Annotated in this window: 14 protein-coding genes; 8 read left to right on the plus strand and 6 right to left on the minus strand. The window is 62.1% G+C overall.

The genetic code is table 11. The annotated features are described in order from the left end of the window. A partial coding sequence (locus MPJ51_RS05455; protein WP_298382951.1) for a rod shape-determining protein occupies positions 1-287 on the minus strand: 287 nt, incomplete at its 3' end. 156 nt (positions 288-443) lie between these two features. Between MPJ51_RS05455 and rlmJ the strand changes: the two genes are divergently transcribed. Continuing rightward, a complete protein-coding gene (gene rlmJ / locus MPJ51_RS05460) occupies positions 444-1,229 on the plus strand; it encodes a 23S rRNA (adenine(2030)-N(6))-methyltransferase RlmJ (protein WP_298382911.1) in 786 nt (261 codons plus the stop codon). A 171-nt stretch (positions 1,230-1,400) separates the two neighbouring features. Here the strand turns inward: rlmJ and MPJ51_RS05465 are convergent, their stop codons facing one another. Further along, a complete protein-coding gene (locus MPJ51_RS05465) occupies positions 1,401-2,972 on the minus strand; it encodes a 2-isopropylmalate synthase (RefSeq protein ID WP_298382914.1) in 1,572 nt (523 codons plus the stop codon). 269 nt (positions 2,973-3,241) lie between these two features. Between MPJ51_RS05465 and MPJ51_RS05470 the strand changes: the two genes are divergently transcribed. Further along, complete coding sequence (locus MPJ51_RS05470; RefSeq protein WP_298382917.1) at positions 3,242-3,907, plus strand: SDR family NAD(P)-dependent oxidoreductase; 666 nt, start codon at positions 3,242-3,244, stop codon at positions 3,905-3,907. Between the two features lie 6 nt (positions 3,908-3,913). Here MPJ51_RS05470 and MPJ51_RS05475 read toward each other — a convergent pair whose 3' ends face one another. After that, positions 3,914-5,374: a 2-isopropylmalate synthase gene (locus MPJ51_RS05475; RefSeq protein WP_298382919.1), complete on the minus strand. Its 1,461-nt coding sequence runs from the start codon at positions 5,372-5,374 to the stop codon at positions 3,914-3,916. 153 nt (positions 5,375-5,527) lie between these two features. On the opposite strand from MPJ51_RS05475, the gene MPJ51_RS05480 reads away from it, so the two are divergent. The 4 genes from MPJ51_RS05480 (at position 5,528) to MPJ51_RS05495 (ending at position 10,492) form a co-directional block, all read left to right on the plus strand. Next, complete coding sequence (locus tag MPJ51_RS05480; RefSeq protein WP_298382922.1) at positions 5,528-7,186, plus strand: NAD+ synthase; 1,659 nt, start codon at positions 5,528-5,530, stop codon at positions 7,184-7,186. A 299-nt stretch (positions 7,187-7,485) separates the two neighbouring features. Beyond that, a complete protein-coding gene (locus tag MPJ51_RS05485; protein ID WP_298382924.1) occupies positions 7,486-7,743 on the plus strand; it encodes a hypothetical protein in 258 nt (85 codons plus the stop codon). Between the two features lie 144 nt (positions 7,744-7,887). Continuing rightward, the gene (locus MPJ51_RS05490) at positions 7,888-9,219 is read left to right on the plus strand and encodes an FAD-binding oxidoreductase (RefSeq protein WP_298382927.1); all 1,332 of its coding nucleotides are present in this window, start codon (positions 7,888-7,890) and stop codon (positions 9,217-9,219) included. A 91-nt stretch (positions 9,220-9,310) separates the two neighbouring features. Beyond that, complete coding sequence (locus tag MPJ51_RS05495) at positions 9,311-10,492, plus strand: hypothetical protein (RefSeq protein ID WP_298382930.1); 1,182 nt, start codon at positions 9,311-9,313, stop codon at positions 10,490-10,492. 4 nt (positions 10,493-10,496) lie between these two features. On the opposite strand, the gene MPJ51_RS05500 is transcribed toward MPJ51_RS05495, so the two are convergent. Next, positions 10,497-11,429, minus strand: a complete 933-nt coding sequence (locus MPJ51_RS05500) for an MBL fold metallo-hydrolase (protein ID WP_298382933.1) — start codon at positions 11,427-11,429, stop codon at positions 10,497-10,499. 139 nt (positions 11,430-11,568) lie between these two features. Between MPJ51_RS05500 and gltX the strand changes: the two genes are divergently transcribed. Beyond that, complete coding sequence (gene gltX / locus MPJ51_RS05505; RefSeq protein WP_298382936.1) at positions 11,569-12,894, plus strand: glutamate--tRNA ligase; 1,326 nt, start codon at positions 11,569-11,571, stop codon at positions 12,892-12,894. Positions 12,895-12,977: 83 nt separating this feature from the next. Here the strand turns inward: gltX and MPJ51_RS05510 are convergent, their stop codons facing one another. Further along, a complete protein-coding gene (locus MPJ51_RS05510) occupies positions 12,978-13,547 on the minus strand; it encodes a gamma-glutamylcyclotransferase family protein (protein ID WP_298382939.1) in 570 nt (189 codons plus the stop codon). A 96-nt stretch (positions 13,548-13,643) separates the two neighbouring features. Between MPJ51_RS05510 and MPJ51_RS05515 the strand changes: the two genes are divergently transcribed. Further along, positions 13,644-14,090 (plus strand): Rrf2 family transcriptional regulator, encoded by a 447-nt coding sequence (locus tag MPJ51_RS05515; protein WP_298382942.1) that lies wholly within the window; start codon positions 13,644-13,646, stop codon positions 14,088-14,090. A gap of 2 nt (positions 14,091-14,092) precedes the next feature. Here the strand turns inward: MPJ51_RS05515 and MPJ51_RS05520 are convergent. Beyond that, positions 14,093-16,214, minus strand: a 2,122-nt coding sequence (locus MPJ51_RS05520) for an FtsX-like permease family protein (RefSeq protein WP_298382945.1), incomplete at its 5' end; no start/stop codon positions are given.

Below are 16,214 nucleotides of genomic sequence, written 5' to 3' on the forward strand. Positions count from 1 at the left end.
CGGATGAAATGCTTGATCATCTCTTCGGCGGTGTCGAAATCGGCAATCACACCTTCGCGCATCGGGCGGATGGCTTCGATGGACCCGGGCGTCCGGCCCAGCATCAGCTTGGCATCCTCGCCCACGGCCAGAACCTTCTTCACCCCATCCTTGACGTGGTAGGCCACCACTGAGGGTTCCGACAGGATGACACCGCGCCCCTTGACATAAACCAGCGTGTTTGCTGTTCCAAGGTCAATGGCCATGTCCGCTGTGAACAGGCCTCCCAGATTGCCAAAGAATCCCATATGTCCCCTGATCCTGTTGTCAGATGTTATCTACTGCCCGCGACTCGACGGTTCCGGGACGGATGTCTTATAGGGTGCCAACCCGCCCGGTAAAAGGGTTGATTCCGCGACAATCAGCACCTTTCCGCTTCATTGATAAGGACTTTAGAAGGCAAAATGCTGTCTTATCAACACATTTACCACGCCGGTAATCTGGCTGATGTACAAAAGCACGCTTTGCTGGCGTGGATGCTGAGCTATCTGACGCAAAAGGACAAACCTCTGTCCTATGTCGAGACGCATTCCGGGCGGGGCCTGTATCAGCTGGACCGGCCCGAGGCTGTTCGTACCGGAGAGGCCGCCGCAGGCATCGAACGGGCACAGCGCGACGGGTGGTTTCCGGCAGATCATCCGCTGGCACGGGCTGTGGGTCAGGTTCAGGATGACCACGGCGCAGCAGCTTATCCGGGGTCGCCTCTGATCGCGGCGCAACTGTTGCGAAAGGTGGACAGCCTGCATCTGGCCGAGTTGCACCCGCAGGAGCATGAGGCGCTGCGTCAGGCGGTGCGGCCCTACCGTGCCAAGGTCTACCGGCAAGACGGGTTCGAACTGGCGCATTCGTTGCTGCCCCCAACACCTCGGCGCGGGATGCTGTTCATCGACCCGAGCTATGAGGTCAAATCAGATTACGACCGTTTGCCTGGGCTGATCGGCAAGTTTCACCGCAAATGGAACGTGGGGGTCATCGCGCTTTGGTATCCAATCCTGTCGGATGGGCGGCAGACGGCGATGATTGAGGCTTTGAAGACGCAGAACCTTCCCAAGGCGATTTGTCACGAGGTTCGGTTCCCTCCGGCGCGCGAAGGTCACCGGATGGTCGGGTCCGGCATGTTCGTAGTTAACGCGCCCCATGGGATTGAGGCTGAGACTGCACGTTTGTCCAAACTTTTCGCAAAACTCTAGGGCGGGAAGAACCCGAACCGGGGTGCTCCCGCCTCGCTTGCCCGCATCAAAGATGCAGACAACCGAGTTGGGCCCGGCACCGCGCCTTGGCGCGGTGCCGGGCCCAAAGCCGCAAGGTTGTTCGGCGAAGCCGGACGGCCGCGGGTGCGGGAGCCCGTGCCTGTTTTGCGATTAGGTCAGATCCTTGTAGCTGATCTCGCGCGTATCCGCGCCGGGGCCAGCCTTTTCGCGGCGCATGATCAGGCGGTTCAGGGCATGGATATAGGCCTTGGCCGAGGCCACCACCGTATCCGTGTTGGCGGACTGGCCGGTGGCGATCATACCATCCTCTTCCAGACGCACGGAAACCGTGGCCTGCGCGTCGGTGCCTTCGGTGACTGCGTGTACCTGATAGAGTTGCAGGCGCGCGGTGTTGGGATAGATCGCGCGAATGGCCTTGAAGGTCGCATCCACCGGGCCGTCGCCATGTTCCGTGGCGATGACGTCCTTGCCGTCCACCTCCAGTTCGACCGTGGATTCCGCCTGACCTCCGGTGCCGCAGGTCACCTTCATCGACACCAGTTGCAGGTGATCGTCGGCCTCGTCATCCACGCTCATCAGCGCGATGAGGTCGTCGTCGAACACCTCTTTCTTGCGGTCGGCCAAGTCCTTGAACCGCACAAAGATGTCCTTGAGCTGGTTGTCACCAACCTCATACCCCAACGTTTCCAGCTTGTCGCGCAAAGCCGCGCGGCCCGAATGTTTGCCCAAAGGCAGCGAGGTGCCGGACAGGCCGATATCCTCGGGGCGCATGATCTCGAAATTCTCGCGGTTTTTCAGCATGCCGTCCTGATGGATACCGCTTTCATGGGCAAAGGCGTTCTTGCCGACGATGGCCTTGTTGAACTGCACCGGAAAGCCTGCCACGGTCGCGACACGGCGCGAGATATGCATGATCTTGGTGGTGTCGATGCCCGTATACCACGGCATGATGTCGTTGCGGGTGCGCAGGGCCATCACGACCTCTTCCAGCGCGGTGTTGCCCGCGCGTTCGCCCAGACCGTTGATGGTGCATTCGATCTGACGCGCGCCACCGGCGACAGCGGCCAGAGAGTTCGCGGTCGCCATGCCCAGATCGTTGTGGCAGTGAGTGGCAAAAACGACCTCATCCGCGCCCGGAACCGTTTCGATCAGGCGTTTGATCAGATCGGCGGATTCGACCGGGGCGGTATAGCCCACGGTGTCGGGGATGTTGATCGTGGTGGCCCCGGCCTTGATCGCAATCTCGATCACGCGGCACAGGTAATCCCATTCCGTCCGCGTCGCATCCATCGGTGACCACTGCACGTTTTCGCACAGATTACGCGCATGGCTGACCGTTTCATGGATCTTGTCGGCCATCTCGTCCTGCGTCAGGTTCGGAATGGCGCGGTGCAGCGGAGAGGTGCCGATGAAAGTGTGAATGCGGTTCTTCTCGGCGTGTTTCACCGCCTCCCAACAGCGGTCGATATCGGCGAAGTTGGCGCGGGCCAGACCGCAGATGCGGCTGTTCTTGGACCGCTCGGCAATCTCGGAGACCGCCTTGAAGTCCCCTTCGGAGGCGATGGGAAATCCGGCCTCGATAATGTCGACGCCCATCTCGTCCAACAGCTCGGCAATTTCCAGCTTTTCGGCGTGGGTCATTGTTGCGCCGGGGCTTTGTTCACCGTCGCGCAAAGTGGTGTCGAAGATCACGACGCGGTCTTGGTCGGTCACATTTGTCATGGGTAGCTCTTTCTTCTTCTGTCCTAAATCCATTGGCGCGCGGGCGTCCTCCTCTGAGCGGGCGCGCCGGATGGCACGCTCAGAGGCGGATTAGGATCAGTAGGCCACGCAGCGACGCACCGCGAAACGCGGTGTCGGCAAGGGGGGTATCTGCGCGGTTGATCATGGGGTTGAGGTTATACAGTGCGATCCCGGAATGAAAAGACGGAAATTTCCTTTTCGGGTTAGGGCAGAGTTGATTGGCCGGGCTCAGCAGCTAGCATCACCTTATGGAAACCGCATTGATCATCGGGGCAAGCGGCGGGATTGGCTGCGCCTTGTCGACCCGGTTGGGGGAAACCGGTACCCGTGTGACCGGACTGTCGCGATCCGGTGACGGGTTCGATCTGACGCGCCCTGAGGATGTTGAACGTCGTCTGTCGAAACTTGAAGGCCCTTTTGATCTGATCCTTGTGGCCTCGGGCGCGTTGGAAATTGACGGGGCCGCGCCCGAGAAATCCATGCGGGCGGTGACGGCGCAGGCCATGATGGATCAGTTCGCTTTGAACGCGGTGGGGCCTGCGCTGGTGCTGAAACATGCGGCCCGGTTGTTGCCGCGCGACAGGCGGTCGGTGCTGGGCGTTCTGTCGGCCCGTGTCGGATCGATCGGGGACAACCGGCTGGGCGGCTGGGTCAGCTACCGCGCGGCCAAGGCGGCGGTGAATCAGATCGTCCATACGACGGCGATTGAATTGGCGCGGACGCATCGTCAGGCCATATGCGTGTCGCTGCATCCCGGAACCGTGCGCACCGAATTTACCCGGAAATATCTGGGGCGTCACCCGGCGGTGGACCCGGACGAGGCCGCGCGGAACCTGTTAGGCGTAGTCGGTGGGCTGACCCCCGATCAGACAGGCGGGTTCTTCGATTGGGCCGGACAGTCTGTGCCGTGGTAAGGGGATTTAACCGTCCGAGGCTTCCTCAGCCGCAGTCCCCTCAGCCGGTTCCGCAGCCGGTTCTTCGCTTTCGTTTTCCACGGCCAGTTCGCCATTCTCCCAAACGCCGGTTCTGACCTGACCGCCCGCATAGTGCATCGTGCCGTCGCCGTGGCGTTTGTTGTCGAGAAAGGTGCCCTCGTACACGTCGCCGGTTTCATAGGTGGCGGTGCCGATGCCGCTGATCTTGCCCTGATCCCAGTCGCCGTCATATTCGAACCCGGCGGGCGTTACGATCTTGCCCTTGCCGTGGCGGTTGCCATTGTCGAACCCGCCTTCATAGACAGTGCCATCGGGATAGGTGGCCTTGCCCTGACCATGCCGTCCGCCGTCCGCCCATTCGCCTTCGTAGCGATAGCCGTTGGCAAAGGTCAGCACGCCGGTGCCATGGTTCTGCCCGTTCCTGAACTGGCCCTTGTAGACGGTGCCATTGGGGAAGGTCGCGGTGCCGGAGCCTTCAAACACGCCGGCAATCCAGTCGCCGTCAAAAACGGTGCCATCCGCATAGGTGATCTGCCCCTTGCCATGCGGCAGGTCAGCCTGAAAATCACCCACATGGACCGAGCCGTCGGGATAGGTCATCTCACCCAGCCCCTCGATCTGGCCCTGGCTCCATGCGCCGGAATAGCGGAACCCGTCCGTGCCGGTGAAGATGCCCTGACCGTGGCGCTGATCGTTGTCGAACGCGCCCTCGTAGAAGGCGCCATTGGCGTAGGTTGATTTGCCCTGACCCTGACGGCGGCCTTCGAACATTTCGCCTTCGTAGATGTCACCGTTCGCCTGGGTCGACCGGCCCGTGCCGGTCATGTGGCCCTGTTGCCAGTCGCCCTCGTAATTCAGCCCGTTTGCAAAGGCCATCTTGCCCTTGCCATGGCGTTGTCCGGCGCGAATGTCGCCTTCGTACACGCTGCCATCGGCCTCGGTGATCTTGCCCTTGCCCTGCTTGACCCCGTCAACCCAGTCGCCGTCATAGACATAGCCGCCGGGATCGGTCAGAACGCCCTTGCCGTGGCGGCGGCCATCCTTGAACTGGCCTTCGTATTGCAACCCGTTGGGATAGGCCGCCACGCCGGTGCCGTTGACCGCGCCGTTCACCCATTCGCCCTCGTACCAGCCGCCATCGGCATAGACGATCTTGCCCTGGCCTTCGGGCTGGCCCTTGGCAAAGCTGCCCTCATAGACCGAGCCATTGGCATAGCGGGCGGTGCCGGTGCCCTCGATCTCACCCGCGACCCATTCGCCGGAATATTCGAACCCGTTGGGCAGCCGATAGGTGCCGGTGCCATGGCGCAGGCCGTTTTCGAATGTGCCTTCGTAAACGCCGCCCACCTCATCGTCGGCAATGATGACCTGCCCCTGCTGCGCCGAGGCGCCCTGTGCGGCCCATGCAAGTGCTGCAATGGCGATAGAGTTTCGGATCACATTCATGCTGATTCCCGCCTGCCCTGTTTCCGGGTTGCATCTTTGGGCGCAAAACTAAGATACCACCGGGGGCAGAGCAACGGCTTTTACCGCATTTGCCTTCCACTTGCGCTGTGATCTGCTAAATGCCTGTGAGACCGACGAGAACATGAGGGCAAAATGGCCGACCGTTTCCGCATCACACTGGCGCAGCTCAACCCGGTGGTGGGTGATATCGAAGGCAACGCGGCCAAGGCCATGGAGGCCTGGGAACAGGGGCGTGCCGCCGGGGCCGATCTGGTGGCCATGCCCGAGATGTTCATCACCGGCTACAACACGCAGGATCTGGTGATGAAACCGGTGTTTCATCGTGCGGCGATGGCGGCGGTTCAGAATCTGGCGGAGGCATGTGCCGACGGCCCGGCGCTGGCCATCGGTGGGCCGTGGGTAGAAGGCGAGCGCCTCTATAACGCTTACCTGATCCTCAAGGGCGGTCAGGTCGCCAGCAAGGTGCTGAAGCATCACCTGCCCAATGAAACCGTCTTTGACGAGGTGCGTCTGTACGATGCCGGGCCGCTGGGCGGGCCTTATGCGGTTGGTAATACGCGCATCGGCAGCCCGATATGCGAGGATGGCTGGCACGAGGATGTCGCCGAGACGCTGGCTGAAACGGGGGCCGAGTTTCTGCTGATCCCCAATGGCTCACCCTATTTTCGCAACAAATACGATGTGCGCCTGAACCATATGGTTGCGCGCGTGGTCGAAACCGGGCTGCCGCTGATCTACCTGAACGTGGTGGGCGGGCAGGATGATCAGGTCTTTGATGGCGCCACCTTTGGCCTGAACCCGGGCGGAGAGCTGGCCTTCCGCATGCCGGTTTTTGACGAGGCCGTGGCCCATGTCGATCTGGAACGTGGCGATGACGGCTGGCGCATCGCGCCCGCCGAGATCGTGCCGCAACCCGACGCGTGGGAGCAGGATTACCGCGCCATGGTGCAGTCCTTGCGCGACTACATGGGCAAGACCGGGTTCAAAAAGGCTGTGCTGGGCCTGTCCGGCGGGGTCGATTCCGCGCTGGTTGCGGCCATCGCGGTGGATGCCATCGGCGCGGATAATGTGCGCTGTGTCATGCTGCCCTCGGAATACACCAGCCAGGGCTCGCTGGACGATGCCGAGGCCGTGGCCAAGGCGCTGGGCGTGAAATACGATTTCGTCCCGATCTCGCAGGGCCGTGCGGCGGTGACCGAGACGCTGGCCCCTCTGTTCGCCGGGCTCGATGCCGATCTGACCGAGGAAAACGTCCAGTCCCGCCTGCGCGGTCTGCTGCTGATGGCGATCTCGAACAAGTTCGGCGAGATGCTGCTGACCACCGGCAACAAATCTGAGGTCGCAGTGGGTTATGCCACGATCTATGGCGACATGAATGGCGGCTATAACCCAATCAAGGACCTGTACAAGACACGAGTGTTCGAAACCTGCCGCTGGCGCAATGCGAACCACCGCGACTGGATGATGGGGCCTGCAGGCGAGGTCATCCGCCCCTCGGTCATCGACAAGCCGCCCAGTGCCGAGCTGCGCGAGGATCAGAAAGACAGTGACAGCCTGCCGGATTATCCGGTGCTGGACGCGATTCTGGATATTCTGGTGGATCAGGACGGCTCAATCGCCGATTGCGTCGCCGCCGGATTTGACGCGGATGTGGCGCGTCGGGTCGAGCATCTGGTCTATATCAGTGAATACAAGCGATTCCAGTCCGCGCCGGGCACCCGTTTGACCGCGCGGGCATTCTGGCTGGACCGCCGCTATCCCATCGTGAATCGCTGGCGCGACAGGGGGTAGAGGGCGGGTGGATTCTCGTCCGTCCGATGTCCTTGTCGGTCCTGATTGTCGCTATCGTTTATGATTTCGGTGCAATAAGCCGTATCGTGCATAATTGTTGATAAAAAACAGCCCATTGGCGGGCCTGTTTTGGCGTGCGACTTGCGCCTTCGTCTATTTTTTGCCACATTTATGACCGGGGTTTGCCTTATCTGTGGCAAGCGTGACGCAATCCGGTCCGTTCGTTTTTTAGGCCGGTTTGTTGAACTGGGAAAGATGCGTCCGGGTATGTGGGCGCTGGTAAATGTTTTGGTGGTCAAATGTATAACGAATACGATAAATCGCTGCATGCCCCGTGGGGATATCGCACGATGGAATCTCCGCCGCAGGAGCTGGATGATGACGCCACGGATGTGGCTATCGCCGGACTTCTGAAGGAAGAGGCACCTGACGTGCCCTCGCAGGCGCAGGTTGTGTTTCCGACACTGGCAGCGCCATCCGAAGAGGACAAGCCGCAGGAAACCGGCGTGGCTGCTATTCTGCGCCAGACCTGGGCGCACCTGTCCGGCGCGGCCTGATCCACGCGGTTTAACGCGGCGCAGGCATAAGTGCCAATGTGCCACAGGTTGGGGCAATTGCCCGTTTTATTGCTTTTCCAGATTGTCTGAACTGTTGTCCTGGGGCTCCATACCGGTTCCAGGAATTATCATTTTGAGCGGTTGATGCCCGGCCCCAAGCCGACACATGTCGAATCCGATTACACTTTGCCGAAACGGGTGGATGTTGTCGTAATAGGCGGTGGCATCATCGGCGCGTCCACGGCGCTGGAACTGGCCGAGCGGGGCGTTTCCGTTCTGCTGTGCGAAAAGGGTCAGATCGGGGCCGAACAAAGTTCTCGCAATTGGGGATGGGTGCGGCTGGGGATGCGCGATCCCCGGGAAATTCCGCTGATGCAGAGCTCGATCCGTATCTGGCAGGGGCTGGATGCACGGATCGGGCGCAAGACGGGTTATGTGCAATCCGGCATTCTGCGCGGCGCGCGTGATGCGCTGGCCGAGGGGCATCTGAACCGCTGGCTGCGGCATCTGGAGGGGCAGCAGACCGGCGCACGCATGGTCTGGGGGGCAGAACTGGATCAGTTGATGCCGGGCCGCAACCTGAACCTGTCAGCGGCGCTTTATACCCCGCAGGATGGCCGGGCCGAACCGCAATGGGCCGCACCCGCAATTACCGAGGGCGCCCGGGATCGGGGTGCAACGATCGTGACCAATTGCGCGGTACGCTCTTTGGACATGCAGGCGGGTCGCGTTGCTGGCGTGGTGACGGAACGGGGCCGTGTGGCTTGTGATCAGGCGGTGCTGGCGGGTGGGGCCTGGTCGCGCCTGTTTGCCGGCAATCAGGGCGTCGCGCTGCCGCAGTTGAAGGTTCTGAACACGGTGATGCGGACCTCACCCGTGCAGGATGGGCCGGATATTGCGTTGTGGTCGAATGATTTCACAATCCGCAGACGGGCGGATGGCGGGTTCACCATTGCCGCAGGTCATGAGAACACCGTGGATATTGTGCCCGACAGCCTGCGTCTGGCCCGCCAGTTTTGGCCTGCCTTCGCGCAGGAATGGCAGTCTCTGCGGTTCCGTCTGTCGCGCCGCTGGGCGGTTGAGGCGCAGCAGGCCCGGACGTGGCAACCCTCGGACATCACTCCGTTCGAGACCTGCCGCATTCTGGACCCTGAACCGTCAAAGAAGGTTCTGCGAACCGCCTGGTCCGCCGCGCGCAAGGCGTTTCCCGCGTTGGCCGAGGCGGATATCGTCGAAAGCTGGGCTGGTCTGATCGACGTGACACCGGACGCCATCCCGGTGATCTCGGGCGTGGATGAGGTGCCGGGGCTGTGGATTGCCACCGGCTTTTCTGGCCACGGTTTCGGGATCGGCCCGGGGGCCGGGCGGCTGGTCGCCGATCTGGTGACACAGGCCACGCCTTGCGTGGACCCCACGGCTTTCAGGTTGTCCCGATTTTCCGATGGGTCCAGAGTGCGACCGGACCCGGGGCACTAGCCCCTTGCACCGCGTCTTGAGTGTTGGTCGGTGGGCCACTAAACATGGCTCGGGAAATGCCGCTTGTCTGATACGAACATATTGAACTGACATGACCAATTCATCGCGGGCGTACACTCTTGCCTCTTCAAGCCTGACCGATCTTGGTTTGCGGCGCGAGATGAAACCCGGCCACAGCAACAATGCCGAAGCGGTCGGGATCAGATATGATTTTGACACGTTCTGGTATGATGCGTTCTGGGACAGGGGCAAAATCCACCTCATTTGTCCCAAGCTGTATGGCATCTACGATCCCATTCGCGAGGGTACATTCTATGTCGATGGACAACCCGCACGCAGGGTGCGTCTGAAGAAGGCCGAGTTCTTTGACACGATCCAACTGCCTGCGCGGGCCTGCCCGGATGTGGTGGCCTTTGAATGGAATGGTGCCCGGGTCGAGACACGGGTGAACTCTGCCCTTCGGGATTGCGACGTATTCGCGGGCTGTAACTGCGCGGTGGTATTGTCCAAAAACAATGATCTGACGTGGATCGAGGATTTTGCTCGCTATCATCGGCAGGTTCACGGGCTGGAACGGATGCTGTTCTTCGACAATGGTTCAACCGACTACACCATTGAGGATATCGAGGCGGCATTGAACCGGGCCGGGCTGGACGGATCGGTTGTCATCAGCGCTCCGTTCCGGTTTGGGCTGGCGACGTTTGATCAAAAGGGCAAGCTGCGCTTTTCGACCGAGTTTCTGCAGACCTCTCTTCTGAACATTGCTCGTCAGAGGTTTCTGGGCAAGGCGCGCGCGGTGTTGCAATGCGATATTGATGAACTGGTCTGGTGCGATCAGGGCAGTATCTTTGATGTGACCGTCAGCCGATTGACCGGTTTCGTGCGGTTGGGGGTGGAATGGCGATACCCGCCTTCAAAGCCCGATGGGCTGGCCAGACACTCGGATCATATCTGTGCCAAGCCGGATGATCCGCTGTGCAGGGCAAAATATTGCATCAGGCCGTCCGGGCCGCTGGGCTTTTCCGAATGGCACATTCACACCATCGGCCTGCTGAAATCCCGAGGCAGCCTGATTGCCCCCGTGACCGAGGGGGTATGGCACTGCAAGGCCATACTCAGCAGTCCCTGGAGAGAATATGACGGAGAAAACGCCGACGATCTTGTGCCGAATGCGAAGACCCGGGCGCAGTTACAGGCAGTGACCTGGTCCGAAAACGCGGGCGCGCAGGGCAAGTATGTACCGAGGCCCCGGCGCGATTGCACCGGGGCCTGATTTCTTAACCCATCATCTGATAGGACACCGGAACGAACCGGAACCCGTCGCCGCGTGTTTCCACGTATCCGGCACCGGGGAAGGGCATGTGATAGCCGATCATGGGCACTTTGTCGGCGGCCAGCAGGCCCAGCACATTGCGGCGCGACGCGGTGGCGGCGGCCTTGTCCAGATCAAAGACGACCTCCCATTCCGGGTGGGCGAAGGACCAGATATAGTGGTTGGCCAGATCGGCGGTCAGGATCAGGCGCTGGCCATTGCTTTCCAGATGATAGACCGTGTGGCCCGGCGTGTGACCAAAGGCGGACATGGCGGTGATGCCGGATGCGACGCTGCCCCCGTCCTCGATAAAGGTCATCTTTTCCGCCAGCGGTGTGACCTTGGCCGCAACCAGATCGCCCACGCGGTTGCCTGCGTCCTGGGCGGACCAGAAATCATATTCCGCGGCCGCCGTGACATAGCGCGCGTTCGGGAAAGTGGCCGCGTCATCGGTGGTCATGCCGCCGATATGGTCGGGATGCATATGGGTGATGACCACCACGTCGATCTGATCCGGGGTCACGCCCGCATCGGCCAGCGCCGCCTGAATGCCGCCCTGCCCAAGGCCGGTGTCGAACAGGACCAGCTCGGACCCTGTATTGACCAGAGTGGGGGTGAAAAAGAACTGCGCCTTGTCGGGGGAAATGAAATTTTCTGCCGACACTTTGGCAAAGTCTTCGTCAGATGCGTTGCCGCCGAAGATATCCTTGACGCCATCGCGGGACACGCTGCCGTCCAGCAATGTTGTCACACTGAAATCGCCCAGTTGAAAGGATCTGGCGATGGTTGAATTGGCTTTGGTTTCCGCCCCTGCGGCCAGAACCGGTGCCGCGGCGGATGCAAATGGTAATGCTGCGGCGGCGCCCAAGGCCGCGCGGCGGGTGAGTTTAACAGTCATTTGGGGTCTCCCTGTCTGTGCCAGCAGGCAGAAGGTAGGTCCGCACGCGGATATTGCCACTCCACGTTCCTGTGATCGGGCACCGTGGCTGGACAAAACGCCCCTCATGTGACAAGAGCCGCGCCAACAGGAGACACCCATGACCACCACCCGTTTCGCCCCGTCGCCCACCGGTTACATCCATGTGGGCAACCTGCGTACCGCCTTGATGAACTACCTGATCGCCCGCAAGGCGGGCGGCACCTTCATCCTGCGCATCGACGACACCGACCCCGAGCGGTCGAAGGAAGAATATGTCGATGCCATCAAGCAGGATCTGGAGTGGCTGGGCCTGCATTGGGATAAGGTCGAGCGGCAGTCCGAGCGTCTGGATCGCTATGCCGAGGCCGCCGATAAACTGCGCGACATGGGCCGGTTCTATGAGGCGTTCGAGACGCCGACCGAGCTGGATCTGAAGCGCAAGAAGCAGTTGAACATGGGCAAGCCGCCGGTCTATGACCGCGCCGCGTTGAACCTGTCGGAGGCCGAGAAAGAGGCGCTGCGGGCTGAACGTGGCAATGGTGTGTGGCGCTTCAAGCTGGATCACCAGCGCATCGAGTGGACCGATGGCATTCTGGGCGATATCTCGATTGACGCGGCCTCGGTATCCGATCCGGTGCTGATCCGCGGGGATGGTCAGGTTCTGTACACCATCGCGTCGGTGGTGGACGATACCGAGATGGGTGTGACCGATGTTGTACGCGGCTCGGACCATGTGACGAACACCGCGACGCAGATTCAGATCATCGAGGCGCTGGGCGGCACCTGCCCGCGTTTCGCGCACCATTCGCTGCTGACCGGCCCTCAGGGTGAGGCGCTGTCGAAGCGTCTGGGCACGCTGGCCCTGCGTGACCTGCGCGAACAGGGCGTGCAGCCGATGGCACTGCTGAGCCTGATGGCGCGTCTGGGCTCGTCCGATCCGGTCGAGCTGCGCGCGGATATGGCCGAGTTGATCGACGGGTTCGATGTCACCCGCTTTGGTGCGGCCCCGACCAAGTTCGATGTGCAGGACCTGTTCCCGCTGACGGCGAAGCACTTGCAGTCGCTGCCTTTGGCCGATGTGGCGGATGCGGTGGCCGATGCCGGTGTTCCGGCTGATCTGGCCGCGCCGTTCTGGGCAATGGCGCGTGAAAACATCACCACGCTGAATGACCTGAAAGGCTGGTGGGAACTTTGCCGCGATGGCGCAGAGCCCCTGATCGCTGACGAGGATCGCGATTTCATTGCGCAGGCGATGGGTTTGCTGCCTGAGGGTCCGTTTGACGGGGATACATGGGGCGCTTGGACTGGCGCAGTGAAAGAGGCGACGGGCCGCAAGGGCAAAGGCCTGTTCATGCCGCTGCGCAAGGCGCTGACCGGGATGGAGCGTGGGCCGGAGATGGCGGCGCTGCTGCCGCTGCTGCAGGTGATCCGCGCGCGCGGGTAAGAGAACGCGCCTTGCGGCGCGTGCCGCTGGCAGAGGTATTTTTGAACAGAAGAAGGGCGGGGTTTTGGGACCTCGCCCTTTTCTCATGTGGCTTGCAGGATTTTTGCTGGCAGCTGACGCAACCGGTCGTCCACGAAGGCCGTTTCGTCCGGTTTCAGCTGTTGGTGGCGCGGGTAGCGCGGCGCGGCTCGGTCGTTCAGGATCGGGGCGTCCCAGCCATCTGTGGTGGCAAAGAAACGGTCGGCACCGTCCGGGCCGAAGGCGCGCAGGTAGCCCTGAATGACCACGTCTATGTAGCTGAGCAGCAGGGGGTGGCGGTTGGACGGCTCGGTTTGGCGTTGGGACGGGACGGCGTAAACGGCGATTTCCACATCTTGGGTCAGCGGATGGGTGATGGCGCGCGTGGCGGGAATGCGGTCATAGGCCCATTCACGCTGGTCCAGTGCGTCCCAGTCGTCATTCGGGACATGGGCGATCATGCCCTCGATTTCGGAATCGGGGTCGGGGATGGCAGTCAAAAAGGCGACGGGGCGCAGATCGGTGTGCCGCCAGGCGCGTCGCCAGCCCCGCAAAACCGCCGGGTGCGGGTCGGGAAAATCATGCGTTGTCAGGTTCACAAGGCTGCCATAGCCAAAGAAATAAGGGTCTGCCACGGGCTGAGGGATCCTTTTTGTCGCGATTGATGTATGTCAAACCGCTTTTTTGCCCGGCATGCAATAAGGGTCCATCGTGAAATCTGGGAGGATTCCATGCGGATTACCAAACGGACAAATATCGCCGTGCGGCTGCTGATGTATTGCGCCGCGCATCAGGATCGGCTGGTGACCAAATCCGAGATCGCCGAAGTGTGTAATATCTCGGAGAACCATTTGGCGCAGGTGATCAATCAACTCGGGCAGCTTGGTTATCTGAGCACGCAACGCGGGCGCAATGGCGGCATGACGTTGGCGCGTGCGGCGGATCAGATCAGGATCGGGTCGGTGTTTCGCCATGTCGAGGGCGACTTGCCGCTGGCCGAATGTTTCGCCGATGCCGACAACACCTGCCCGCTGAGCGACGCGTGCCGGTTGAAACTGGCGCTGCGGGATGCGGCTGAGGTGTTTTATGCCTCGCTGGATGAGATCACGCTGGATGCGCTGGTATGCGACAATGATCAGTTGTTGCGGATTTTGCAGCCGGTCGCCTGCGTGCGCTAGGGTCAGTCACTGGCGCGCAGGATGCGGGCTGGTCTGACCGAGAGCGGGCGGATGGCAAAGATCAGCCCCGCGCCCAGCGTCACGGCGATGCCGGTGGCGACGATGATCAGGGCCGAGGGCCAGATGACGGTGAAGCCGGTTTCAAAGATATAGGTCGCCACAGCCCAGCCGCCGAGGATACCGGTCAGCAGCGCAACGCACCCCGCGGCGGCACCCAGCAGGATGGCCCGCAGCGCAAAGCTGAGCAGAATGTGGCGGCGGTCTGCACCGAGGGTCTTGAGGATCGCGGCCTCGTACCGGCGCGCGGGTTCTCCGGCGGCGGCGGCACCGATCAGCACAAGAAATCCGGTCAGCAGGGAAATCCCGGCCCCGTAGGATGTTGCGGCGGCCAGACCCTCTAACAGACCCGAGACGCGGTCGATGGCATCGCGCACACGGATGGCGGTGATGTTCGGAAACTGCCCGGCCAGATCGCGCAGGATGGCGGCCTCGGCCTGTTCCTCGGCATAGACGGTGGCGATGAAACTGTGCGGTGCTCCGGCCAGGGCCGAGGGGTTCATCGACATGACGAAGCCCATCCCGGCGGTGGAGAAATCGACCTCGCGCAGGGAAGTGAGTTCTGCGGTGATGTCGCGGCCCAGGATATTGACGGTCAGTTGGTCGCCAAGGTTCAGGCCCATCTCCAGCGCTTCCTCGGCGGAGAAGCTGACTTGCGGCGGGCCGGTGTAATCCTCGGGCCACCACTCCCCGGCGGTGACTTTGGTGTTTCCGGGGGGCTGGGCGGAGTAGGTAACGCCCCGGTCGCCCTCCAACACCCAGTGATTGCCTGCGACCGCGGTGGCCGGTTGGCCGTTGATTTGGGTGATGATGCCGCGCAGCATCGGCGCGCTCTCGATCCGGCTGACGGCGGGGTCGGTGTCCAGCCGTTCAGAGAACCCGGGCATCTGGTCTTTTTGGATGTCGACGAAAAAATACGACGGCGCGACGTCCGGTAATTGGCCCGAGATCGCGTTGCGCAGGGTGCCGTCGATTTGCCCGACAGCGGCCAGCACCGACAGGCCCAGCCCCAGTGACAGCACGACCGAGGCCGCGCCCTCGCGCGGGCCGGAGATGGCGGACAGGGCCCAACGCAGGGCCGGGCGGCCTCGGGCCAGCGGGGTGCCCTTGCGGGCCAGCCAGCGGATGGCGAAGGCGGACAGGGCCAGCAGGAACAGCGCGCCGGTGATGCCTGCGCCGGTCCACAGGGTCAGGCGGGTGGAGCCGTTGAACAGGGCGGCGGCGGTGATCAGCAGGGCCAGCCCAAGGCCGGTTGCGAGGATGTAGACGGGGCGTGGCAGGCTGCGGGCCGTGGACAGCGCATCGCGGAACAGGGTTGCGGCACGGACCTCCTCGGTTCGGGCCAGGGGCCAGAGGGTGAAGAGGAAGGCGGTCAGCAGGCCATAAAGCGCGGCTTCGGCCAATGGCTGCGGGTAGATGGCGAATAGGGCCGGGACGGGAAGGCGGCTTTCGATGGCCGGGGCCAGCAAAAGGGGAAGTAGCCCGCCCAAGGCGACGCCTGCAGCAATGCCGATGGCAGACAGGGTCCCGATCTGGATCATGTAGGTCTGAAAGATGGTCGCCCGGTCAGCGCCCAGAGTACGCAAAGTCGCGATGGTATCGGTTTTCTGCGCCAGATAGGCGCGCACGGCGGCAGAGACTCCGATGCCGCCCACTGCCAGCCCGGAGAGGCCCACCAGCACCAGAAAGGCGCTGAGACGTCCGACGAACTCGGCAATCCCCGGCGCGCCGTTGCGGGCATCGGTCCAGCGCATGCCGGTGCCGTCAAAGGCCTGATCGGCGATGGCAGAGATGGCGGCCAGATCGGTGCCATCAGGCAAATTCAGCCGGTACTTGGTGGAAAACAATGTGCCCGGTTGCAGCAGGCCGGAAGATTGCAGATCCTCCGTCCGCACCAGAGTACGGGGGCCAAGTGCGAACCCGTCTGCCGCCCCGTCCGGTTCATACTCCAAGGCAGCGGTCAGTACGAAGTCCTGCGTACCCAGCGTGAAACGGTCTCCAACGGTCAAACCAAGGCGGTCGATCAGGGTCGGGTCCATGACCGCGCCGGGCAGGTCACCTGTCCCG

The organism is Ruegeria sp. (assembly GCF_028066395.1).
Classification (GTDB): Bacteria; Pseudomonadota; Alphaproteobacteria; order Rhodobacterales; family Rhodobacteraceae; genus Ruegeria.

What these genes read in the sequence shown, in the direction of transcription:
- MPJ51_RS05500 (WP_298382933.1), bottom strand. Translation starts at nt 11,429, where the DNA reads ATGACTGTTAAACTCACCCGCCGCGCGGCCTTGGGCGCCGCCGCAGCA.
- MPJ51_RS05515 (WP_298382942.1), top strand. Translation starts at nt 13,644, where the DNA reads ATGCGGATTACCAAACGGACAAATATCGCCGTGCGGCTGCTGATGTAT.
- MPJ51_RS05465 (WP_298382914.1), bottom strand. Translation starts at nt 2,972, where the DNA reads ATGACAAATGTGACCGACCAAGACCGCGTCGTGATCTTCGACACCACT.
- gltX (WP_298382936.1), top strand. Translation starts at nt 11,569, where the DNA reads ATGACCACCACCCGTTTCGCCCCGTCGCCCACCGGTTACATCCATGTG.
- MPJ51_RS05485 (WP_298382924.1), top strand. Translation starts at nt 7,486, where the DNA reads ATGTATAACGAATACGATAAATCGCTGCATGCCCCGTGGGGATATCGC.
- rlmJ (WP_298382911.1), top strand. Translation starts at nt 444, where the DNA reads ATGCTGTCTTATCAACACATTTACCACGCCGGTAATCTGGCTGATGTA.
- MPJ51_RS05475 (WP_298382919.1), bottom strand. Translation starts at nt 5,374, where the DNA reads ATGAATGTGATCCGAAACTCTATCGCCATTGCAGCACTTGCATGGGCC.
- MPJ51_RS05480 (WP_298382922.1), top strand. Translation starts at nt 5,528, where the DNA reads ATGGCCGACCGTTTCCGCATCACACTGGCGCAGCTCAACCCGGTGGTG.
- MPJ51_RS05495 (WP_298382930.1), top strand. Translation starts at nt 9,311, where the DNA reads ATGACCAATTCATCGCGGGCGTACACTCTTGCCTCTTCAAGCCTGACC.
- MPJ51_RS05470 (WP_298382917.1), top strand. Translation starts at nt 3,242, where the DNA reads ATGGAAACCGCATTGATCATCGGGGCAAGCGGCGGGATTGGCTGCGCC.
- MPJ51_RS05490 (WP_298382927.1), top strand. Translation starts at nt 7,888, where the DNA reads ATGCCCGGCCCCAAGCCGACACATGTCGAATCCGATTACACTTTGCCG.